Source organism: Streptomyces sp. NPDC004266 (assembly GCF_042874095.1).
Taxonomy (GTDB): domain Bacteria; phylum Actinomycetota; class Actinomycetes; order Streptomycetales; family Streptomycetaceae; genus Streptomyces.
In genome coordinates this window covers 243801-266226 of record NZ_JBIAMM010000009.1, presented here as the reverse complement: position 1 = coordinate 266226, position 22426 = coordinate 243801, and the positions used below count along the sequence as shown (strand labels likewise).

General features: G+C 75.1%; 15 protein-coding genes. 8 read left to right on the top strand and 7 right to left on the bottom strand.

Annotated features, from left to right (window positions below; translation table 11 throughout):
• Window positions 1-100 precede the first annotated feature (100 nt).
• The 4 genes from ACFYUZ_RS22950 (at window position 101) to ACFYUZ_RS22935 (ending at window position 3959) form a co-directional block, all read left to right on the top strand.
• A complete protein-coding gene (locus tag ACFYUZ_RS22950) occupies window positions 101-556 on the top strand; it encodes an RrF2 family transcriptional regulator (RefSeq protein WP_389312055.1) in 456 nt (151 codons plus the stop codon).
• 159 nt (window positions 557-715) lie between these two features.
• Window positions 716-2056, top strand: a complete 1341-nt coding sequence (locus tag ACFYUZ_RS22945; RefSeq protein WP_389312053.1) for an acyl-CoA dehydrogenase — start codon at window positions 716-718, stop codon at window positions 2054-2056.
• A 164-nt stretch (window positions 2057-2220) separates the two neighbouring features.
• The gene (locus ACFYUZ_RS22940) at window positions 2221-3093 is read left to right on the top strand and encodes a universal stress protein (RefSeq protein WP_389312051.1); all 873 of its coding nucleotides are present in this window, start codon (window positions 2221-2223) and stop codon (window positions 3091-3093) included.
• 137 nt (window positions 3094-3230) lie between these two features.
• On the top strand, window positions 3231-3959 hold the full coding sequence (locus ACFYUZ_RS22935) for a CAP domain-containing protein (RefSeq protein ID WP_389312049.1): 729 nt from the start codon (window positions 3231-3233) through the stop codon (window positions 3957-3959).
• Window positions 3960-3964: 5 nt separating this feature from the next.
• Here the strand turns inward: ACFYUZ_RS22935 and ACFYUZ_RS22930 are convergent, their stop codons facing one another.
• The 5 genes from ACFYUZ_RS22930 to ACFYUZ_RS22910 all read right to left on the bottom strand — a co-directional run bounded on the left by ACFYUZ_RS22930 (window position 3965) and on the right by ACFYUZ_RS22910 (window position 11582).
• Window positions 3965-5458 carry a sigma-70 family RNA polymerase sigma factor gene (locus ACFYUZ_RS22930; RefSeq protein ID WP_389312047.1) on the bottom strand — a complete coding sequence of 498 codons (1494 nt, stop codon included), beginning with the start codon at window positions 5456-5458 and terminating at the stop codon, window positions 3965-3967.
• An 87-nt stretch (window positions 5459-5545) separates the two neighbouring features.
• On the bottom strand, window positions 5546-5836 hold the full coding sequence (locus ACFYUZ_RS22925) for a hypothetical protein (protein WP_389312045.1): 291 nt from the start codon (window positions 5834-5836) through the stop codon (window positions 5546-5548).
• 96 nt (window positions 5837-5932) lie between these two features.
• Window positions 5933-8158, bottom strand: a complete 2226-nt coding sequence (locus tag ACFYUZ_RS22920) for an NADP-dependent isocitrate dehydrogenase (RefSeq protein WP_389312043.1) — start codon at window positions 8156-8158, stop codon at window positions 5933-5935.
• A 43-nt stretch (window positions 8159-8201) separates the two neighbouring features.
• The gene (locus tag ACFYUZ_RS22915) at window positions 8202-9275 is read right to left on the bottom strand and encodes a phosphatase PAP2 family protein (RefSeq protein ID WP_389312041.1); all 1074 of its coding nucleotides are present in this window, start codon (window positions 9273-9275) and stop codon (window positions 8202-8204) included.
• Window positions 9276-9731: 456 nt separating this feature from the next.
• Entirely contained in the window at window positions 9732-11582 is a 1851-nt protein-coding gene (locus ACFYUZ_RS22910) for a glycoside hydrolase family 15 protein (RefSeq protein WP_389312039.1), read from the bottom strand.
• A gap of 218 nt (window positions 11583-11800) precedes the next feature.
• Here ACFYUZ_RS22910 and ACFYUZ_RS22905 point away from each other — a divergent pair, with 218 nt between their 5' ends.
• The 4 genes from ACFYUZ_RS22905 to ACFYUZ_RS22890 all read left to right on the top strand — a co-directional run bounded on the left by ACFYUZ_RS22905 (window position 11801) and on the right by ACFYUZ_RS22890 (window position 17024).
• The gene (locus tag ACFYUZ_RS22905; RefSeq protein ID WP_389312037.1) at window positions 11801-12604 is read left to right on the top strand and encodes a glycosyltransferase family 2 protein; all 804 of its coding nucleotides are present in this window, start codon (window positions 11801-11803) and stop codon (window positions 12602-12604) included.
• 587 nt (window positions 12605-13191) lie between these two features.
• Entirely contained in the window at window positions 13192-15030 is a 1839-nt protein-coding gene (locus ACFYUZ_RS22900) for a glycosyltransferase (RefSeq protein WP_389312035.1), read from the top strand.
• Window positions 15012-15884, top strand: a complete 873-nt coding sequence (locus ACFYUZ_RS22895) for a PIG-L deacetylase family protein (RefSeq protein WP_389312033.1) — start codon at window positions 15012-15014, stop codon at window positions 15882-15884. Before ACFYUZ_RS22900 ends, ACFYUZ_RS22895 begins: the two co-directional genes overlap by 19 nt.
• Before the next feature lie 48 nt (window positions 15885-15932).
• Entirely contained in the window at window positions 15933-17024 is a 1092-nt protein-coding gene (locus ACFYUZ_RS22890; protein WP_389312031.1) for a glycosyltransferase family 4 protein, read from the top strand.
• A gap of 126 nt (window positions 17025-17150) precedes the next feature.
• On the opposite strand, the gene ACFYUZ_RS22885 is transcribed toward ACFYUZ_RS22890, so the two are convergent.
• Window positions 17151-17921, bottom strand: a complete 771-nt coding sequence (locus ACFYUZ_RS22885; RefSeq protein ID WP_389312030.1) for a class I SAM-dependent methyltransferase — start codon at window positions 17919-17921, stop codon at window positions 17151-17153.
• Window positions 17921-22414, bottom strand: a complete 4494-nt coding sequence (locus ACFYUZ_RS22880) for an aminotransferase class I/II-fold pyridoxal phosphate-dependent enzyme (protein ID WP_389312028.1) — start codon at window positions 22412-22414, stop codon at window positions 17921-17923. Before ACFYUZ_RS22880 ends, ACFYUZ_RS22885 begins: the two co-directional genes overlap by 1 nt.
• Window positions 22415-22426: the final 12 nt, after the last annotated feature.

Genomic DNA, 22426 nt, shown 5'->3' with positions numbered 1-22426 from the left:
CGGGCGCCGTCAAGGGTGCGGTACGGGCCGTCTCACGTGCCGGTACGGGTCGCCGCGCGGGCGCACGGCCCCGGCCGCCCCCGTGCGGAATAATGCGCGCATGCGCATTTCAGCCAGGGCCGACTACGCGGTGCGGGCCGCCCTCCAGCTCGCCGCAGCCCAGGACGCGGGACCGCTGAAGGCGGAGACCATCGCGGTGGACCAGGACATCTCGCACAAGTTCCTGGAGGGCATCCTCGGCGACATGCGCAAGGGCGGTCTGGTGCAGAGCCAGCGCGGCGGCAACGGCGGGTACTGGCTGGCCCGTCCGGCCGAGACGATCTCGGTCGCGGACGTCATCCGCTGCGTGGACGGCCCCCTGGTCTCCGTGCGGGGGGAGCGGCCGCCGGACCTGTCGTACTCGGGACCGGCCGAGTCGCTGCTGACGCTGTGGATCGCGCTGCGGGCCAGCGTCCGGGGCGTGTTGGGGGTGTCCCTCGCGGAGCTCGCGTCGGCGAAGCTGCCGGCCGGGATCGTGGCGCTCGCGGACGATCCGGAGGCCTGGACCAACCCCTGACCGGGCGGGGCTCGCCTCACGTCACCTGCGTCGACCCGCCGGCGTCTCGCCCACCGATACGACCTTGTCCATTCCATGGACGCCCCTTGGGGCCGCGCGGTCACCTCTGTCACTATCCCTACTATTCCAGTGGGGATACTAGGGATCGGGTGAGGTGACGTGAGTACGCCGAGGAGATCGCCGAAGAGAGCAGCGATACGGACCGCCTCCGCACCGGCCGGCCGGCCCGCCGACCGGCCGGGCGACGACGAGATCTGGCCCCGCGTCACCCGCGAGCTCGCCGACGACCTCGCCGTCGACGCCCTCGCCCGGGACCGGGCCGGCAAGGCCCCCTTCGACGAGGTCGCCCGCCTCCAGGAGGCGGGGCTGCCCGGCCTCCTCACGGCGCCGGGGCCGAACCGGCGGGGCGCGGACTGGCGGGCCGCCTGCGCGGTCGTACGGGAGATCTCGGCCGCCGACAGCTCGGTGGGCGAGCTCCTCGCCCACCACTACGCGCTGTCCTGGAGCAGCCGTTTCTTCGGCCCCGCGCACGACGCCGGCGACACGGGCGCCCCCGCGCTCGCCCTCGACGCGCACACGGCCGAGGAGCGCTGGCTGCTCGCCGGCGGCATCGAACCGCCGCACGTCGAATCCGCCCCCGGCCTCACGCTCACGCCCGCCGACGGCACCGGCGGCGGCTGGATCCTCGACGGGCGCCGCGCCTTCGCCTCCGGCGTCACGGTCGCCGACCGGCTCGTCGTCGGCGCACGGCCCGGCGGCACCGGCGACCTCCTCGTCGTCCTCGTGGACCCGGGCCTGCCGGGGGTGTTCACGGAGGCCGCCACGGACCGGGTCGGCCAGCGCCTGGCCGGGGCCGGCACCGTCACGTTCGACCACGTTCCGGTGGAGGCCCGGCACGTCCTCGGGAGCCTCCCGCACGACGAGCACGCCGTCGCGCCCTTCACCACCCTCGCGCCGCTCGCCCTGCGGCTGCTCCTCGTCCAGGTCGGGCTCGGCATCGCCGAGGGGGCGCTCGCGGAGGCCCGGGACATCAGCCGCGCCGGACAGGCGGGCCCCGTCCCCGCCGACCGGGCGGGAGGCCCGACGGGCACGGACGGCGCCGTCGGCGCCGGGGACGACCCGTACCTCCTGCTCGCCTACGGGGAGCTGGCGACGGCGGCGCACGCCGCCGCCGCGGTGGTGGAGCGGGCGACGCACGCCCTCGCCGGGGGGCTGCTCGCCGAGCGGTCGCTCGGCCTGGAGGAACGCGCCGACATCGCCGTCCTCGTGGCGGCGGCCGAGACGGTCACCGGCCGGGCGGCCGTCCACATCACCACGCGCATCCTCGAACTCGTCGACGGCACGGCGGGAGCCGACGCCCACGGCGGCGGGCCGGGCTTCGACCGCTTCTGGCGCAACGCCCGCGCGCTCACCGCCCCCACCCAGGCGGCCCACCGGCTGCGCGACATCGGGGACCACTACCTCCACGGCACCCACGCCCGGCTCACCCTGCTGGCCTGAGCCCGTCGAGGAACCTCCCCACCGCCCGAGCGGCGGACGGAGGGACGGACGGACCGGCATGTCGGGACGTCCGGCCCTCTCGTGGAACCGCCGATGGGCCCAAGCTGGAGGGAGGAGGGCCCGCCGGCCGGCGGGCCCGTCACCGCACCGACGGAGGCAGCCTGATGAGTCGTGAGATCGTCGCAGGAGTGGACGGCTCCCCCGAGAGCCTCGCCGCGGCCGACTGGGCCGCCCGGGAGGCCCTGCACCGGGGCCTCCCGCTACGGCTCGCGCACGCGTGGCGCTGGGAACCGCTCGACCTGCCCCTCGTCCAGGACCCCGACGCCCAGCAGCGCGCCGCCCACGCCGTCCTGCACGAGGCCGAGGCCGCGATCGCCGCCCGCCACCCGGGGCTCGCGCTCACGGCCGAACTGCTCCCCGACACCCCGGTCCCCGCGCTGCTCGGCACCGAGGACCGGGCCGAGATGCTCGTCATCGGCTCGCGCGGCCACGGCGCCGTCGCCGGCTTCCTCCTCGGCTCGTACGGGCAGCAGATCATCGCCGCCTCCGCCCGCCCGGTGGTCGCCGTCCGGTCCCGCGACGGCGAACAGGCCGAACCGCCGTCGGGACACGTGGTCGTCGGTCAGCTCGGCAGCCCGGAGGACAGCGCGGCCGCGCTCGCCTTCGCCTTCGGGGCCGCCGCCGCGCGCGGGACGGCCGTGCGGGCCGTGCGCGCGTGGAGCCTGCCGCCCCTGTACGCGTACAGCCCGGCCTCGATGCGGCTCGCGGACGAGGCCGGCGGGCTCGTCCCGTACGAGGAGAAGGCGCTGCGCGAGGCGCTCGCCCCCTGGCGCGAGCGGTACCCCCACGTGCCGGTCTCCGAGCACGTCGAGCTGGGCAGCGCGGGGCAGGTGCTGCTCTCCGTCTCGGGCGGGGCCCAGCTGCTGGTGGTCGGCCGGCGGGCCCGGCGCGGGGCCGTCGGGCCGAGGATCGGCTCCGTCGCGCACGCGGCGCTCCACCTCGCGCCCTGCCCGGTGGCGGTCATCCCGCAGGGCTGACAGGCTCGGACACGGGTTGACGCGCCGTGTTGACGGGGAGTGTCGGGGCCGCGGGGGCCGGAAAGCCTTACCGCCGTCGTCCCGGTGGCCCTTCCGGCACCGGCCGTCCGGCGACCTCGGCGAGAGAACGGAGCTCCATGCGGCACCACGACCGTCCCGGCCCCTCCGAAGACCCCCAGGCCCCGGCCCGCCCCGACGGCCCCGAGGGCTTCCGGGACCCGGCCCGTCCCGACGGCCCCGCCGGTTCTCGGCCGCCCGTCCCGGCGGGGCGCGCCGGGGGTCGGCACCGCAGAGCCGGCGGGGCGCGGCGGCACGGGCCGCGCCGCCCGTCGTTCCGCACCGCCGTCGCCCTCTCCGGTTCCGCGGCGGTGGTCCTCACGGTGGTGGCCGGGATGTACGTGGCCGCCCCGGCCACCGGCACGCCGGCCGCCGCCGCCCCGCGCGGGGCGGCGGCCCCGGAAGGGGCCGCCACCGGGAAGGCCGCGCGGTTCGTGCGGGACGTCGTCTCGCTCGTCAACGCCGAGCGGGAGAAGGCCGGTTGCGGTCCGCTGCGCTCGGAGGGGCAGCTGCGGAGCGCGGCCCAGGGACACGCCGACGACATGGCCGCCCGCGACTACTACGAGCACCACAGCCCGGAGGGCCGGGACGCGGGCGACCGGATGAGCGGCGCCGGATACGAGTGGTCGACCTGGGGGGAGAACATCCACCGCGGGCCGAAGACGCCGGCCCGGGCCATGGAGGACTGGATGGACAGCCCCGGGCACCGGGCGAACATCCTCAACTGTTCGTTCAAGGACATCGGCGTCGGGGTGACCCTCGCGGCCAACGGCCCCTGGTGGGTGCAGGACTTCGGCGCCAGACGCTGAAGAGCTCACTCCAGGGGCGTGGCCAGTTGCTGCACCCAGATCCTGCCGCCGGAGCCGGGCACCGTCGCCACGCCGGTGTCCCGGTACCGGCAGTCGAGCATGTTCCGCTCGTGCATGGCTCCGTCCCGCCAGTCCTCGACGACGGTCTCCGGATCGGCCGCGCCGCGGGCCAGGTTCTCCGCCCAGGCGCTCCAGTCGTATCCGGCGGCGGTGATCCGGGCGTCCGCGAAGTCGCCCTCGGGGCTGCTGTGTCCGTAGTAGCCGCGCGCGGCCATGTCGCGGGCGTAGCGGCGGGCCGCCTCGACCAGCCGGGGGTCGGTCCGCAGCGGGGCGCAACCGGCCGAGGCCCGGAGCCGGTTGACGAGGGCGGTGACCCGCTCCCCCGGGTCGGCGGTCGGCTCCGGGCGCCGGGTGCGGCGGGGCGCGGGGGCGGTGGTCGTGGGTACGGGGGCGGCGACGGTGACCGGTGCGCTCGGGGCGGCCGGGGCCGGGAGGGTCGTGGCCGGGGCGGTCGTGGGCGCGGCGACGGGCCGGTCGGGACGGACGTGTGCCTCCGGCCGCGGCGGTACGAGCAGGGCGGCCGCCCCGAGGACGGCGACGGCCGCGACCCCGGCGGCGGAGGCGCGCCGCAGCGGGGTCCACCGTCCGGCGGGGCCGGTGGCGTCGGGCAGCTCGGCCGCGTGGGCGGTGTGCTCGGTCGCCGGTGCGTCGGTGAGCGTGGCCGCGGCCGTCAGGGGCGGGACGAGGCCGATGCCGACGAGCAGGCCCTCGACGGGGGCGAGGCCGCTGCGGCCCGCCACGCGGGAGGTGCAGGCGGCGCAGGCGCGCAGGTGGCGGGCTATCCGCTTGCGCCAGAGCGGGGAGGGGCGGCCGTCCCAGGCCGTGAGGGTCTCCGTGAGCTCCGGGCACGGCGGCAGGGCGTCCAGGGCGCGGACCACCGCGCGGCCGGTGTCCAGGCGTTCCTTCATCCGCTGGACGCGGACGGCGGCGTGCTGCGGAGTGACGCCGAGGCCTTCGGCGAGCTCGGCGCGGGTGAGTTCGCCCGCTGCTTCCAGCCACCACAGGGCGAGGAGCTCGGCGTCGTCCTCGTCGAGCCAGCGGGTCGCCCGGGCCACGTCGCGGCGCTGCCCGGAGAGGCCGAGGCGCAGGATGGTGAGCTCGGTGAAGTCGCCGGCCGGATCGGCGAGGTCCGTGGCCCGGTCGAGGCCGGGCACGGGCGCCCGCCGGCGCTCGTGCCAGCGGCGCCGTATGCCGTTCATGGCGATGGCGACGAGCCAGGACCGGAAGCGGGACGGGTCCCGGAGGCCGGTCAGGCCGTCGAGGGCGCGGACCATCGTCTCCTGGACGATGTCGTCCGTGTCGGCATGGCCGTCGAGGGCCCGGCCGACGATGTCGTGGACGAGCGGCAGGTGGGCGCGGACCAGCGCGTCCCTGGCGTCCGCGTCACCCGCCCTGGCCGCCTCCACGAGGGCGGTGGTGCGTCGCTCGTCGCTGTGCATGGGTGTGCTCCCTCATCCCTGGTCCGAGTCCCCCGGCATGGGAGACCCGTGGGTACGGGAGGGATAACACTTCTGTGGGGACGGCGGCTATCTCGGGGGTACGGGCAGGTTCGGGACCGTGGCCCCGTTCCCCTCCCGGACGGCTGCCACGACGGCGTCGTGCAGGTCGCGGCTCTCCTCCTCCGATCCGCACGGAACGGGACTGCCCGACATGGTGAACCAGTCGGATGCGCCGCTGTACTGCACGGCCACGCGTGCCTCGCGGTCGGCGAACGTCGTGTGCACGGTCAGATCGCCCGTGACGACGCCCACCTCCTCGGTCAGCACCCCACCTCGCCCGGTGTAGACACCGGCGGTCGTCCAAGATGCCCAGCTCATGCCCTCCAGGGTCACACCGGGGGGTGAGATGCGCCACCGACGGGACCGCCCCGGCCGGAGGAGTTCCGGCCGGGGCGGTGCGGGTCACGCGCCGGCTCAGGCGAGGGACGCGACGGCCTCGTTGAACGTGGCGGACGGGCGCATCACGGCCGCGGCCTTGGCCGGGTCGGGCTGGTAGTAGCCGCCGATCTCGGCCGGGGAGCCCTGGACGGCGACGAGCTCGTCGACGATCTTCTGCTCGTTCGAGGAGAGGGTCTCGGCGAGCGGGGCGAAGACCTTGGCCAGCTCCGCGTCCTCGGTCTGGGCGGCCAGCTCCTGGGCCCAGTAGAGGGCCAGGTAGAAGTGGCTGCCGCGGTTGTCGATACCACCGAGGCGACGGGTCGGCGACTTGTCCTCGTTGAGGAAGGTGCCGGTGGCGCGGTCGAGGGTGTCGGCGAGGACCTGGGCGCGGCTGTTGCCCGTGGTGGTCGCGAGGTGCTCGAAGGAGGCGGCCAGGGCGAAGAACTCGCCGAGGCTGTCCCAGCGGAGGTAGTTCTCCTTGACGAGCTGCTGGACGTGCTTCGGGGCGGAGCCGCCGGCGCCGGTCTCGAAGAGGCCGCCGCCCGCCATCAGCGGGACGACCGACAGCATCTTGGCGCTGGTGCCCAGCTCCAGGATCGGGAAGAGGTCGGTCAGGTAGTCGCGCAGGACGTTGCCGGTGACCGAGATGGTGTCCTCGCCGCGGCGGATGCGCTCCAGCGAGAACTTCGTGGCCTCGACCGGGGACAGGATCCTGATGTCCAGGCCCTCGGTGTCGTGCTCGGGCAGGTACTGCTTCACCTTGGCGATGAGCTGCGCGTCGTGGGCGCGGTTCTCGTCCAGCCAGAAGACGGCCGGGGCGCCGGTGGCGCGGGCGCGGGTGACTGCCAGCTTGACCCAGTCCTGGATGGGCAGGTCCTTGGTCTGGCAGGCGCGGAAGATGTCGCCCTCGGCGACCTCCTGCTCCAGGAGGACGACGCCCTCGGAGTCGACGAGGCGGACGGTGCCGGCCTGGGCGATCTCGAAGGTCTTGTCGTGGGAGCCGTACTCCTCGGCCTTCTGCGCCATGAGGCCGACGTTCGGGACGGAGCCCATGGTCGACGGGTCGAAGGCGCCGTGGGCGCGGCAGTCCTCGATGACGGCCTGGTAGACGCCGGAGTAGCTGTGGTCCGGGAGGACCGCGAGGGTGTCGGCCTCCTGGCCGTCCGGGCCCCACATGTGGCCGGAGGTGCGGATCATGGCCGGCATCGAGGCGTCGACGATGACGTCGGACGGCACGTGCAGGTTGGTGATGCCCTTGTCGGAGTCGACCATCGCCAGGGCGGGGCCCTCGGCGAGCTCGGCCTCGAAGGAGGCCTTGATCTCGGCGCCGAGGCCGTGCGGGATGGCGTCCAGGCCGCCCAGGACGGTGCCGAGGCCGTCGTTCGGGGACAGGCCGGCGGCGACGAGCACCTCGCCGTACTTGGCGAAGGTGTTCGGGAAGAAGGCGCGCACGACGTGGCCGAAGACGATCGGGTCGGAGACCTTCATCATCGTGGCCTTGAGGTGCACGGAGAAGAGCACGCCCTCGGCCTTGGCGCGGGCGACCTGCTCGCCGAGGAAGGTGCGCAGGGCGGCGGCGCGCATGACGGCGGCGTCGACGACCTCGCCGGCGATGACCTTCAGCGGCTCGCGGAGCTCGCTGACGGTGCCGTCGGCGGCGGTGAACTCGAAGCGGAGGGTGTCGTCCTTCGCGATGACGACGGACTTCTCCGTGGAGGCGAAGTCGTTCTCGCTCATCGTGGCGACGTTCGTCTTGGACTCGGGGGTCCAGGCGCCCATGCGGTGCGGGTGGGTCTTGGCGTAGTTCTTGACCGAGCCGGGCGCGCGGCGGTCGGAGTTGCCCTCGCGCAGGACCGGGTTGACGGCCGAGCCCTTGATCTTGTCGTACCGCGCGCGGACGTCCTTGTCCTGGTCCGTCTTCGGGTCGTCCGGGTAGTCCGGGAGGGCGTAGCCCTGCGCCTGGAGCTCGGCGATCGCGGCCTTGAGCTGCGGGATGGACGCCGAGACGTTCGGCAGCTTGATGATGTTGGCCTCGGGCGTCTTGGCCAGCTCACCGAGCTCGGAGAGGGCGTCGGGGATGCGCTGGCCCTCCTCCAGGAACTCGGGGAAGACGGCGATGATGCGGCCCGCGAGGGAGATGTCACGCGTCTCGACCGTGACTCCGGCCTGCGAGGCATACGCCTGGATCACGGGCAGGAACGAGTACGTCGCCAGGGCAGGCGCCTCGTCAGTGTGGGTGTAGATGATGGTCGAGTCAGTCACCAGGTGCTCCGCTCCACGTCTGCGTATGCGAGATTGCTCGACATCAAGATATCTCGTGATCGGCGTCCTCGGTAAAGGGCCCCACGAGCTCCCCGTCGTGCGGGGCGCCCGCGGCCTCGACGAAGGGGCCGCCGAGCCGGTACGGGGCGGGGCCGCCGTCCACGTCGACGCGGCGGAGCAGGAAGAGCGGGATCAGGCCCGCGGCGGCGACCACCCCCGCGGCGAGGGCCTGGCCGCAGCGGTGCGCGAGCCGGAGCTCCGCCGGGTCGTACGGGGCGGCGGCGGGCAGCGCGAGGGTGTCGCCGAGCAGCCACAGTCCGGCGCCCAGGCCCGCCACGGCGAGGAGGACGAGCGGGACGGTGGCGAGGAGGCCGGGCAGGGCGGTGCCGCGGCGCGGGGCGGGGCGGACCTTGCCCTTGCGGGCGATGACGGCGAGGAGGCCGGAGAGCACGGCGAGGACGACGAGGGCGGCGGCGATGACGTCGCCGGGCCGGTGCTGCCCCGACGCGATGGTGTACGTGCCGACGGCGGCGGCCCAGAGCGTGGCGACGCCGACGGCGAAGGCGCGGTGCCGGTGGGGGACGACGAGGACCAGACCGAGGGCGACGCCGAGGGCGAGCGTGGTCTGGACGCTGGGGAATCCGCTGGGAACGAGGGCGCCCGCGGTGTCGACGAGCCGGGGCCTGGGCGCGTACCGCTGGAGGAGTCCGGTGACGGCGAGGGCGGTGACGACCGCACCGGCGGCGGCGCCGGTGAGGGCGTACCGCCTGCGTATGAGGCCGACGGCGAGGAGGAGGACGCAGCCGAGGACGAGGGAGAGGGTGGTGAGCCCGGCGAGGGAGGGGTGGTCGCGGATCACCGTGACGGCCACGGAGTCGGCGCGCCGGCCGGTCACGGCGGCGTCGCCCCAGCGGCGGCCGGTGGCGGTGAGCACGAGTCCCGCGTAGACGACCGTGAGGACGAGGACGGCCCCGAGGCAGGCACGCCGGGTCCGGGTGCGGGCCCGTGTGCTGAACGAGCCGGCGGCCTCGCCGGCCACGGCGGCGTACCACCAGGTGTCACCGGTCTTCAGCGGCCTCGGGGAGCCGCCGGCGCGGGGCCTGTCATAGGAAGCCATGCCCCGATTCGAACCCACGCGCGCCCGTGGCGCCCGCTGGACGCACCCGAACGACACGCCGACGAGCGGGAACGGAACGGTCGGGCACGCGGTGCCGCCTCCCGGGGCCGGGAGGCGGACGGTGTCGGCGGTCCCGGCGCGGGGCCTGCGCCGGGGCCAGGAGGACGAGGCCGCCGAGCAGGCCCGGGAGGGTCACCGCGCCCGGGCCGGAACGCAGGACGGGGTCGTCCGCGAGCGGCCCGGACGCCTGGCTCGCGAACGCCGCGCCCCTCGCCGGCCGCCCCCGGCCGTGCGGCACCGTCCGGAAGACGCGCCGCCGCTGCCGGGCCGGCGACCGGCCGGTGCGGAGCGCGGCCGCTCCGGAGAGCGCGAGCAGGAGCGCCGGTGCGCGCGGAACGACGACGCACCCGTCCCTGTCCGCCCCCTGTTCCCGGGCCGGCGCCGGAGCGCGGCGCATCACGCCACAGCGAGCCGACCGGAACGGTCGCGGTCGTGGCGGCGGGTGCCGTAGAGGGTGAACGCCGTGTTCACCAGGGCGACGTGACTGAGCGCCTGGGGCGTGTTGCCGAGCTGGCGGCCGGCCACCGGGTCCCATTCCTCGGCGAGGAGCCCGACGTCGTTGCGGACGTCGAGGAGCCGCTCGAAGACGGCCCTGGCCTCGTCGGCGCGGCCCGTCACGGCGAGCGCGTCGGCGTACCAGAACGTGCAGGCGACGAAGGCCCCCTCGGTGCCGCCGAGGTCGTCGAGGTCGTGCGTGCCGCCGTCCCGGACGTCGCCGTACCGCCGCAGGAACCCGTGGTCGTCGAGCCGCTCCATCGCCCGGACGGTGCCGAGGACGCGGGGGTCGCCGGCGGGCAGGAAGCCGAGCCGGGGGATCAGCAGGGCGGTGGCGTCGACCTGCCGGCTCCCGTAGTACTGGGTGAAGGAGTGCTGTTCCTCGCTCCACCCGCGGGCGCAGATCTCCGCGTGCAGTTCGGCGCGGAGCGCCTGCCAGTGCCCGAGGGAGCCGCGCAGTCCGGCGACGCGGGCGAGGCGGACGGCCCGGTCGGCGGCGACCCAGGCCATGACCTTGGAGTGGACGAAGTGGCGGCGTGGGCCCCGGACTTCCCAGATGCCCTCGTCCGGCTCCCGCCAGCGCTTGCCGAGATACTCCAGGAGCGAGGCGACCAGGGCCCAGGCCGCGGGGTCGAGGACGACGCCCGCGCGGACGGCCGAGTAGACGGTGCTGAGCACCTCGCCGTAGATGTCGAGCTGGAACTGGCCGACGGCCGCGTTGCCGAATCTGACCGGCTGTGAGTTCTCGTAGCCCGGCAGCCAGTCGGCGTGCGTCTCGGGGAGCCGTCGCTGGCCCTCGACCCCGTACAGCGGCTGGAGGTCGGCGGGGTCGCCCGCGACCGCGCGCAGCAGCCATTCCGTCCAGGCCAGCGCCTCCCTGCGGTAGCCGCTGCGGAGCAGACAGGAGAGGGTGAAGGTGGAGTCCCGCAGCCAGCAGAAGCGGTAGTCCCAGTTGCGGAGGCCGCCGATGGACTCCGGGAGGGAGGCGGTGGCGGCGGCGACGATGCCGCCGGTGGGGGCGTAGGTGAGGGCCTTGAGGGTGAGCAGGGAGCGGAGCACGGCCTCGCGGGCGGGGCCTTCGTAGCGGAGGGTGGCGGCCCATTCGTTCCAGAAGTCGAGGGTGCGGGTGAGCGCGGCGGCGACGTCGGCGGGTGAGGGGGGTGGCGGCGGCGGGGCGTGCGAGGGGCTCCAGCCGAGGACGAAGGCGACCCGCCGGCCGGCGGTGACGGTGAATTCGCAGCTCGTGCGCTCCGGGGTGACGTCGAGTTCGACGCCGGGCCCGCAGGAGAGGTGGGCGGAGTCGGGGCCGGCGACGGAGACGACGGTGCTCCGGTCCGTCGAGCGGGTCCAGGGGACGATGCTGCCGTGGTGGAAGCGGACCCTCAACTCGCCGCGCACGGCCACCCGTCCCGCGATCCCCTCGACGAGGCGGATGATCCTGGGGCCGCCGTCGGCCGGGAGGCCCGGTGCGCGCGGCGGCATGAAGTCGGTGATCCGGACCGTGCCGGAGAGGGTCTCCCAGAAGGTGTCGAGGACCAGAGTGCCGCCCCGGTAACTCCTGCGGGTGCAGCGGCCGTTGCCGGCCGGGGCGAGGATCCAGCTGCCGTGGTCCGGATCGCCGAGGAGGCCGGCGAGGCAGGCGGGCGAGTCGAAGCGGGGCGCGCACCACCAGTCGACGGACCCGTCGGTCCCGACGAGCGCGGCGGTCTCCAGGTCACCGACGAGGGCGTAGTCCTCAATTCGCCCTGCCATGACGGGATTGTATTCCTCTCGGGGAACACGCGCAGAAATGACCAGGTGACAGGGGGGAACGTCCGCGCGAAGGGGCGGGTCATCCCTTCGCGACGAGCCGCATATTCTTCCGTTTTCCTTGACGGCGTCGCCCCGGGCGCAGGATTCTGAGAAACGCGGTCCGGTCACCGGACGGCCGAACCGACGAGTCAGGGCGTACCGATGAGTAGCGGTTCCCGATGAGCGGCGATGCGCATCCTCTGCGCCGGTCGACCGACCGGGCCCCCCGTTCCGGCACCCGGACGGTGAGCCTCGTCCTCACGGTCCGCCCCGGTGGCGGCCGCCCGGGAGCGGCGCTGGACCGGCTCCTCGACCAGGTGCCGTCGAGCGTGCGGGAGGTCGTCCTGGTCGGCGGGCCCGCCGGGGAGGACGCCCCGCGCGAGGGGCTCAGCGTGCGCCGGCTGGGCGACTGGGACTCCACCCGGGGCGACATCCCGCACGCGGCCCTGCTGGCGGCGACCGGGGACCTGGTCGTCCTGATGAACGCCGACGGCACCATGTCGCCGCACGAGATCCCGCATTACCTGCATTACCTGGAAAGCGGTTACGACTTCGTGAAGGGCTCGCGTTTCATCGCGGGCGGCGACTACGCCGACTATCCGCTGTCGCGGCGGCTCGGACATCGCGCGCTGCTGCGGATCGCCCGCCGGCTCTACGGCCAGCACCTCACCGATCTCTGGTACGGATTCTGTGCGTTCCGGCGCCCTTTCGTCGATCTTCTCGACCTGCGCGAGGACGGTGTGGAGCTCGGGGCCGAACTCGTCACGCACGCGCTGCACTACGGGCTGCGCGTCGCCGAGGTGCCGAGCCTCGAACTGCCTCGCCGCCACGAGGGCCGCCACGGTCCGTCGCACCCCCGCACGATCCGCGACGGCGCCCGCATCCTCGGCGCCCTCCTCGCCGAGCGGCCGCACAACACCCTGTCGCGCCTGGCGCACGGTCCTGCCCGGCGCTCCCGGGGTTCTCCTGACGACTCCGGTTGACGAACCATATCGAACAGTGCTATCGCTGAAGAAAGCAACATTTCAGGACAGACCATGCCTTGAGCGCACACCCTCGGCAGGGTCGGTTGACGGAAGAGGCTCGTCGTGACCTCCAGCCCCCTCAGCCGAACGCCGGTGGCACCCGTTCCGCACCCGCTGCGACGCGTGACCGACTGGCCCCTCGCCGACGCCCGGCGCCGTCCGCTCCTCCGCTCCCCCCGCCCCACCGCCCCGCACCCCGCCCGCCGGGCCTCCGACCGGATCGGCCCCGTCGCCCCTCCGCCCCGGAGCCGGGTGGGCCGGCCGCGGGGCGCCGGACACCGGCGGCGCGCCCGTACGACCCGCAGGCGCACCGCGCGCCGCGGCAGCGGCTCAGGCCCATCGGCCTGCCCGCCCGGGCCGGCCGCGACGTCCCGGTCCCGCATCTCCGGGGCCCCTCCCCCGCGTGACCGCGGACCCGCCCCCACCCCGATCGCCCCGCCCCGCGTGCCCGCGCCGCGCGGGGCCCGGCACACGCCCCGCGGGGCGTGCCGGCGGGTTCCCCGGCCTCCTTCGGCGACGGTCGGGAAGCGGCGGAGGCGGACGCCATGACCGCCTCCCGAGGGCCTCTGCTCGTCGCGGTGTCGGGACCCGACTCCGCGGGCACCTCCTCACTGGTGCGCCGGCTCGCGGCGCTGCTGCGCGAGCGCGGGGTCACCGTCGGCGTCCTCGCCTGCCACGGCTGCCTCCTGTGCCGCCTGCTCCCGGTTCCGCCTCACGTGAGGGAGACGGCGGAACCGGGCCGGGGCGCGTGGGCGCGGCGCGCCACGGATCCCGAGCGCCGGGGACCCTGGCCACGCCGTGTCCACGCCTTCCTCGACGCGGCCGAGCTCGCGGCGCGGATCGCCGCGGCCCGGCTGCGGGCGCGGACGCGGGCGCGTGGCGGACAGGCCGTGGTCCTGACGGACCACGGGCCGCTGGACGAACTGGTGAGGTTCGGCCTCCCCGCCTCCGGCGGCGGGGCCGGCTTCCGCCGGATCGCCGACGGCTACGGTCTCACCCTCCTCGTGGAGACCGGTCCCGAGACGCTGTGGAGCCTCGGCCCGAAGAGCCCCGGCTCGCCGGCCGCCTGGTGGGACCGCTGCCGAGGCTGGTCGCGGCGGCTGCCGGGGATCGTCTGGATCGACGGCGACGGGCCTCCGCCCCTGGTGGCCGAAGCGGCCCTGGAACGGATCCTCGACGTGCTGTGGGAACGGGAGCGGGCGGCCGCCGTGCCGGAGCGCGGCACGGGCGGGGAGCGGCGGCACGTGGTGGTGTCGGTCTACGACGGCGCGGACGCCTCCGCCTGCCGGAGCGGCGGAGCGCTGGTGGCCGGCAAGGTGGCCCGGCGGCTCGCCGAGGACTTCCGGGTGACCGTCGTGACGGCGGGCCGGCGCGGCGGCACCGAGGACCGGAACGGCATCCGCTACGTCCGGCTCCCGGTGGGCCGGGCGGGCCCGCGCGCCGGGCGGCTGCTGTTCCTCGTGCTGCTGCCGTTCGCGGCCCGCCGGATCCGCCACGACCTGTGGCTGGAGAGCTTCACTCCCCCGTTCTCGACGAGCTTCCTGCCCCTGACGACCGGCGCCCCCGTGATCGGCATCGACCAGGGCCGCCACGCGGAGAGCCCGTGGCGGCGGTACCGCGTCCCGTCCCTGCTGGTGGAGCGGCTCGGCCTGCGCTGCTACCGGCACATCGTGGCGCTGAACACCGCGGACGGATCGACGATCCGCCGGCTCAGCCCCAAGGCCGACGTGCAGGTCATCCCCAGCGGGGTCGACCAGCACCTCCTCGACGAGTCCCGGCTCGGGTCCGGACAGTTCATCCTCTTCCTGGGCCGGATCGACACCTGGGTCAAGGGCCTCGACCTGCTGCTCCTCGCCTACGACCGGGCCCGGCCCCCGCTCGACCTGCTGCTCGCGGGCTGTGGCACCCCCGCCGAGGAACGCCGCCTCGCCGCGCTCGTCGCCGCGCACACTCCCGGCCCGCGGCCCCGGATCCACTGGGTGGGGTACGCCGGGGAGGAACGCAAGCGCCAGCTGCTGCGCGACAGCGCCTTCCTGGTGATGCCGTCGCGGCACGAGACCTTCGGCCTGGCGGCCCTGGAGGGCATGTCGTACGGCAAACCCGTGCTGCACTTCGACCTGCCCGCGCTGCACTGGATGCGGGGCAACGGGGACGTGGCCGTGCCGCCGTTCGACGTGGCGGCGTTCGGCGCGCGGATGACCGAGCTGGCCACGGACGCGGCGCTGCGCCGCCGTCTCGGCCACCGCGCCGGCACCGCGGCGAAGCATTACGCGTGGGACGAGATGACGGGCCGCTACCTGGCGCTGGCCCACCGGCTCGTGGACTCGCCGGCCGCCGCGCGGCGGCCGAGGAGGAGGGGTGCGTCATGGCAGACGACCCGCTGACCGCCTTCGTCCGGACCGTCCTCGGCTCCGGCGTCCCGATGATCGTGCTCTCGCCGCACCTGGACGACGCCGTGCTGTCCTGCGGCGCGCTGCTCGGCTGGGCGGGACGGCGGGCGCCGGTGACGGTCGCCACGCTGTTCACGGAGGCCGCGCCCCCGCCGTACACCCTCTCCGCCCGCCAGTACCTGAGGCGGACCCGGGCCGGTGACGCGGAGGAGCTGTTCGCCGACCGGCGCGAGGAGGACCGGCGGGTCCTGGAGCTGCTCGGCGTGGACTGGCGCCACGTCGGCCTGGTCGACGGGCTGTTCCGGCGGCTGCCGCGGGCCCGTCCCGGCGTCGGACGGCTGGCCCCGCTGCTGCCCGAGCTGGCGCACGTGTACCCGACGTACCGGCTGCACCTGTCCCGGGGCCGGGTCTCCCGGCACGACGCCGAGACCCTGCGCGCGGCCGGGGAGGCCATCGAGGCGCTGCTGCCCGCCCGCTCCGGCGGCCTGGTGCTCGCACCGCTCGGCGTGGGCGGGCACGCCGACCACGTCCTGGCCCGCACCGCCGCCGAGCGCAGCGGCCGCCGGGTCGTGTACTACAGCGACTTCCCGTACGACCAGACGGCCGCCGCCGACGCGGAGTTCACCGGCCGGCACCGCCTGACGGCCCGCGCCTGGGAGCGGGACCTCGACCGGAAGGCGGAGCTGATCCGGGGCTATCGGACGCAGGCCGAAGCGCTGTTCCCCGGGGGCCGCATCCCGCGCGCCCCCGAGGTGTACCTGCTGCCGGCGACCGGGGACGCGATCGTCTCCCGGGCCCCCGCCCGGCCGCACGGCACGAGGGCCCGGGCCGCCGGCGGTGCGCCGTGACCGGGCCGCTCGCCCCGACCTCCGGGCCGGCCGCCGCGGGGGTGCCCGATGCGCCGCGGTGAGCGGCCCCGGGTCCTGCTCCTGACCGGCGGTCCGCTGAACGGGGCGGAGGGCGGCGCCCTGCGGCTGGCCGCCGACGTCCTCGGGTCGCTGCCGGACGTGGACTTCGTGTGGTTCACCCGGTGGCCGAAAGAGGAGCGGTCCGTTCCGGAGCGCGGGCGGCCGGTCCGCGTCCTCTCCCGGGGCGGAGCGCCGCACGCCCCCGCACGGGTGCAGTCCGCGCTCGCCGGGACCCTGTTCGCCCGCCGGGTCGACCTGGTGCACGCCTTCCTGACCATCGGCCGCGCCTTCCCGGCCCTCTCCCGCCTGCGTCCGCTGCTGTTCGACGGGCGGCCGGTCGTGCACACCGTGCCCGGCGTGACGGACAACCGCTTTCTCGGCCCCTCCCGGCCCCTGGGGACGACGGTCGCCCTGTCGGAGTCGATGGCCCGTCTGCTGCGGGCAGCCGACTTCGGCGACGTCCGTGTCGTCCCGCCGATGATCGCCCTCGACGAGTGGCCGTACCTGCCGCGGCCCGAGGGGTTCCCGGCGGTCCTCTTCGCCGGGCGCCACGAGCCGCACGGCGGGGCGGAGACGGCCATCGAGGCGGCGGCGGAGGCCCATCGGGAGGGAGCCAGGTTCCGGCTGGTGCTCGCGATGCGGGGACGGCCCGGGCAGGACACCGCGGCCCTCGACGAGGCGCTGCGGGAGCGGGCCGGGGCGGCCGGACTGCCCGACGTCGAGGTGCGGGGATACGTCGACGACATGCACGCCCTGCTCGCCTCCGTCCAGGTGCTGCTGTACCCGCCGGTCGCGCTCGGCGGCACTCCGGACATCCCGTTCACCGTGCTCCAGGCGCTGGCCACGGGCCGGCCCTCGGTCCTCAGCGACCTCCCCCAGTTCGCCGACTTCGGCCACGCCGTGCTGCGGGCCCCGGCGGGCGACGGGCGCCGCACCGGGCAGCAGCTGGCGTGGCTGCTCGACCAGCCGCGCTCCTGGGACATGCTGGCGGAGCGGGGGCGGGCCCTCGTCGAGGACCACTTCGGCCCGGAGCGCTTCGCCTCCCGGTACGGGGCGCTCTACCGGGAGCTGCTGTCCTGACGGCGCCGTGGCGGACGGAGACCGGGCCGTGGCGGACGCGGACGGGCCGTGGCGGACGGGGCCGGGTCGGCCGGGAGAGGGGCCGGCGCCGGCTGACGGGCCGGGCGTCAGGGGGCGGGCCGGGCGTCAGGGGGCGGGCCGCTCGCCGGTGAGCAGCAGGACGCCGGTGTCCCCGTACTCGGGCAGGGTGCGGTCCTTCGCGAGCCTGGCGATCCGCAGCCCGGTGGCACGGGGGGCGAACACGGCCCGCAGGGCGGTCTCGTCGACCGGGCAGGCCGGCCAGACCGGGCCGGCCCCGATGCGGTAGCTCGGCATGCGCTCCATGAAGGCGGCGAGGAGCGTGCCGCCGGGGCGGACGGCGCGGACGAAGGCGTCGCAGAGGGCGGTGAACTCTCCGAAGTCCTCGGTGACGCTCTCGGCGACGAAGTTCATCGAGGCGAGGTCGTAGGTGCCGGGGGCCAGGTCGTCGGCGGTGCCCCGGACGACCCGCACCCGGCGGAGCGCCTCCGCGCAGTCCGCCGGGAGGCCTGGGTCGAGGGAGCGGCACAGGCCGTAGAAGGGCCGCCAGCTGTCGTCGATGCCGTGGGCGAGCTGTCCGCGCAGGTAGCGGACGCTCGCGGCGCTCGGTTCGAGGGCGTCGACGCCGCGGCTCGCGGCGCCCGCGAGCATCAGCGGGTACAGGTTGGGACCGGCGCCGAGTTCCAGGGTGCGGGGCAGGCCTCCGGGGGCGAAGCGCCGGTAGACGGCGGAGTGGTGGCGGATGACGCCGATGTCGCAGGGGTGGAGCCTGCGGTAGTTCTCGGCCAGGTAGTCGGCGACGGGCCAGTCGTTCCAGTCGGCGTCCCGGTTGCGGCGCACCCGGCCCGTCTCCGGGGGGCCCTGGGGGGTCCGGCCCATCACTCCTCCGCGGACCTGCCGGCCGCGACGGGGCGGACGGCCGCGGCGGGCTGCAGGGCGAACCGCGCGGCGAGCTCCGTGAGGGCCGCGCACAGCTGGTCGATCTCCTCGTCGGTGTTGGCGGCCGTGACCTGGATGCGGAAGCCGACCCGGTCGCGCGGGACGAGCGGGTACGACGCGAGCGTCACGTAGATGCCGCGCTCCCAGAGGAAGGTGGCGACGGCGTCGAGGTCCCCGGCGTCGCCGAGGGGGATCTCGACGATCGGCAGTCCGTCGGTGTTGGGGGTGGCGATGCCCAGGCCCCGCACATGGGCGAGGACGCGGGCCGTCCTGCGGTACAGGCGGGCCCTGATCTCGTCGCCGCGCTCGTCGTTGAGGTCGAGTCCGGCGAGGGCGGTGGCGAGCGAGGCGGTCGGCGAGGGGCCCGAGTACAGGTACGGGGCCGCCGCCACCTTGAGGTGGTCCTTGAGCCACCTCGGTACGGCGAGGAAGGCGAGCAGGGAGGAGAAGGCCTTGGAGAAGCCGCCGACCAGGACCAGGTTGTCGTAGCTCTCGCCGAGGTGGCGGACGATGCTGTTGCCCCGCGAGCCGTACGGGCTGCTCTCGTCGGCGCGGCGCTCCCCGATGACGCCGAAGCCGTGGGCGTCGTCGACGTACAGCAGGGCGCCGTTCTCCCGGCAGACCCGGGCGAGGACGGGCAGGTCGGGGTAGTTGCCGGTCATGCTGTTGACGCCGTCCATGCAGACGAGCCGGCCGGCGTCGGCGGGCGCGCCGCGCAGCAGCCCCGCCAGCTCCTCCGGCCGGTCGGCGCGGAAGCGGTGGACCTCGGCGCCCTGGCCCCGCGCGCCGACGCAGCCGTCGTACACGGTGCGGTGGGCCTGCGCCTCCACGAAGACCTGACCGGTGCCGGCGAGGAGCGGGATGACGGACTGGTGGATGAGGGTGATGGTGGGCAGCAGCAGGGTGTCGGGGGCGCCGAGGAGGTCGGTGAGCCGCTCCTCGATGCGGGGGTAGATCCGGGGGCTGCCGATGAGCCGGGACCAGCTGGGATGGGTGCCCCACCGCCGGACCTCGGGTTCGATGGCTTCGATGATGGCCGGTTCGAGGTCGAAGCCGAGGTAGTTGCAGGAGGCGAAGTCGACGAGCCAGTCGTCGCCGACCCGGATGCGGCGGCCGTCGACCTCGTCGATGACGGCGTCGCACATGAGGCTGGTCCGCTGGAGGTGTTCCAGGTCCCGCCAGCGCGACTCGCGCGGGGGCGGGGCGGTGCTGCGGACGGCCGGGGCGGGACCCGCGAGCCGGACGGCCTGACGGGCGGCGGCCCGGACGCCGGTCCGGGTGCTCTCGGGCGGGGCGTGGTGCAGATAGGACTCGGCCTGGTGGGCGGTCATGGGGCGGGCGAAGAGGTAGCCCTGCCCGTAGCGGCAGCCCATCTCGGCGAGCAGCGCCCGCTGTTCCTCGTGCTCGATGCCCTCGGCGACGACCTGGAGGCCGAGGACGTCGGCGATGCGCACGATGCCCTCCACGAGCGCCACCTGCTGCGGGTCGGTGGGGAGGTCGTCGATGAACGACTTGTCGACCTTGAGGACGTCGATGGGGAACTCGCGGAGGTAGCTGAGCGAGGAGAAGCCGGTGCCGAAGTCGTCGATGGCGATCCCGACCCCCAGCTCCTTGAGGGCGGACATGGTGGTCCCGATCTGGGCGTCCTTGCGCATGAGGACGGTCTCGGTGAGCTCCAGGACGAGCGAGCCGGGCGCGAGTCCGGAGGAGTGGAGGGCGCGCCGTACCTCTTCGAGGAACCCGGGGTCGCGGAACTGCCGGGCGGAGACGTTCACGTTGGCCCGCAGCGGGGTGCGGTCGGGGTGGGCGCGCTGCCAGTGGGCGATGTCGAGCGCCGCGTGTTCCAGGACCCAGGCCCCCAGCGGCATGATGTGGCCGCTCTCCTCGGCCAGGGTGATGAACTGGTCGGGCGGCACCATGCCGCGGCGGGCGTGCGGCCAGCGGATGAGCGCTTCGAGACCGGCCGGGGCGCCGCCGTCCACCTCGACGATCGGCTGGTAGCGCAGGGCGAAGGCGTGGTCGGCGATGGCCCGGTCCATGCCCGCCTGGAGTTCGTGGCGGGCGACGAGCCGGGAGTGGAGCTCGGGGTGGAAGAGCCGCCACCGCTTCTTGCCGGCGGCCTTGGCCGCGTACAGGGCGAGGTCGGCGTGGCCGAGGAGCTCCTCGGCGTGGGCGCTGTCGAGCACGGTCGCGATGCCGACGCTGGTCGACACGGAGACGGCGCCGTCGGTGAGGGGGAACGGCTGGCTGAGGGTGTGCACGATCTCGGCCGCGAGGGCCTCGGCGTCGCGGGGTTCGCGCGCCCCCTCGATGAGGACGGCGAACTCGTCGCCGCCGAGCCGGGCGGCGGTGTCGGTGAGCCGCAGGACCGAGGTGAGGCGGCGGGCGACGGCGACCAGCAGCTCGTCGCCGACGGAGTGCCCCATGGTGTCGTTGACGACCTTGAAGTCGTCGATGTCGACGAAGAGCATGCAGGTCAGGGTGGACTCGCGGCGGCCGCGGAGCAGCGCCCGCTCGATGCGTTCGAGGAGCAGGACCCGGTTGGGGAGGCCGGTGAGGGAGTCGTGGAACGCCCGGTGGGTCAGTTCCCGCTCCAGTTTCCGCTGCTCGGTGACGTCGCGGAGGGTGAGGACGAGGCCGCGGACGGTGCGCTCGTCGCGCAGGTTGCTGCACCGGACCTCGGCCTCCAGCTCCCCGGAGCCGCCGTGCACCAGCTTCCAGTCGTCCCGGGCGTCGGCGGCGCCGCGGGCCCGCGCGTCGGCGACGAGGCGCAGGGCGCTCGCCGTGTCGGTGGGGGCGATGAGTTCGGTGAGCGGCGTGCCGGGGAGCAGGGAGCGGCCGAACATGGACTCGGCCGAGGGGCTGGCGTACCGGATGGTGTCGTCGTCGTCCAGGATCAGGATGACGTCCGAGGTGTTGTGCACGAGGGTGCGGAAGTAGGCCTCGCTGGTGCGGCGGTTGACCTCCTCGCTGAGCCCGAAGCGTTCGAGGGCCAGGGCCGCCTGGGAGGCGAGGGACTGGGCGGGGGCCGAGATCTCCGCGAGCTTCTTCTCGGGTCCCGCGAAGAGCAGCACGCCGAGCAGCGGCTCGCCCCCGGAGGGGGCCTGGAGCTCCAGGGGGCAGAGCAGGACGTGGGTCTCGGGCGTGATCTCGGCGGCGACGGACGGGTCGAGCCGGGTCAGCGGGAGCAGCCGGACGCCGTCGGCGACCAGCTCGGGCCAGGGGGTGCCGCGGGGCCGGATCAGCTCGTCGGTGCGGCAGCTCCAGGGGTGTTCCGCGGTGGCCACGGCGGTGAGGCCGCCGCGGCGGTCCCGGGCGAGGAGGAGGACCTGGTGGGAGGCCCCGGCGCCGAAGAGGGTCGCGGAGGCCCTCTCGACCGCCCCGGCGACCTCGCGGGGGCTCAGGGCGGCGACGAGGGAGGCGGCGGCGACCCTGAGGCTGCGTTCGTGGGCCTCGGCCTTGCCGTGGTCGCTCATCATGCCCCAGAGCCGGGCGAGGACCATCAGGAACATCAGGGCCGAGAAGATCGCGATGACGGCGATGTCCTTGTTCTGCGCGTGGCGCAGCGACTGGAGGAGCAGCAGGGCGGGGGCGACGAGGGAGGCCCCGGCGAGCAGCGCGAGCCGCCGTTCGGCGATGTGCGGGGCCGGTTCGGGGGCGCGCTCGGTGAGGCCGGTCATGGAGGGGTGGAGGGCGGCGAGGCCCCAGGCCGTGAAGAAGACGACCCAGCCGAGGTCCCAGGGGGTGCCGACCTCCCAGGTGCCGTCGAGCTGCTTGATGCCGTAGATGACGTCGGAGGCGAGGATGCCGCAGGTCCCGAGGGTGAGGAGCTGCACGGACCGGGAGCGCAGCCCGCCGGGGACGAGGAGCCGGGCGAGCATCGCCAGCATCAGCACGTCGCCGAGGGGGTAGGCGATGGAGATGGCCTTCTGGATCCAGGTCATGTCCTCGCTCCTGGCGAGCGGGGTGATGAGGTTGACCCAGGAGAGCAGCGCGAGGCCGGAGGTGAGGATCAGCGCGTCGAGGACGACCCCGAGGTCACGGCCGACGGCCCGGTAGCGGATGAACCCGTAGAGGCCGATCGCGAACAGCGGGTAGGTGGCCAGGTAGAGGGCGTCCGCGACGGACGGGAAGGGTCTGGTCTGGCCGAAGAAGGCCTCCATGGCGTTGTAGGCGGTGTCGCCGCTCACGAAGGTGAGGTTGGCGGCGGCGAGCACCAGCCAGGGCCAGCGCCGGGACGGCCGGTTCCGTCGGACGCCGACGAGGATGGCGACGACGCCGCTGAGCCCGATGAGCGCCCACAGGGTGGTGTGGCGGGCCGGGACCTCCAGGTACGCGACGGTCAGCACGGCCACGACCACGAGGTACACCAGGGTCCAGCTGCGCGGCACACCGGGCGCCTCGGGCGGCCGGTTCGGCCTGCGCAGCGACATCGTCCACCGCCC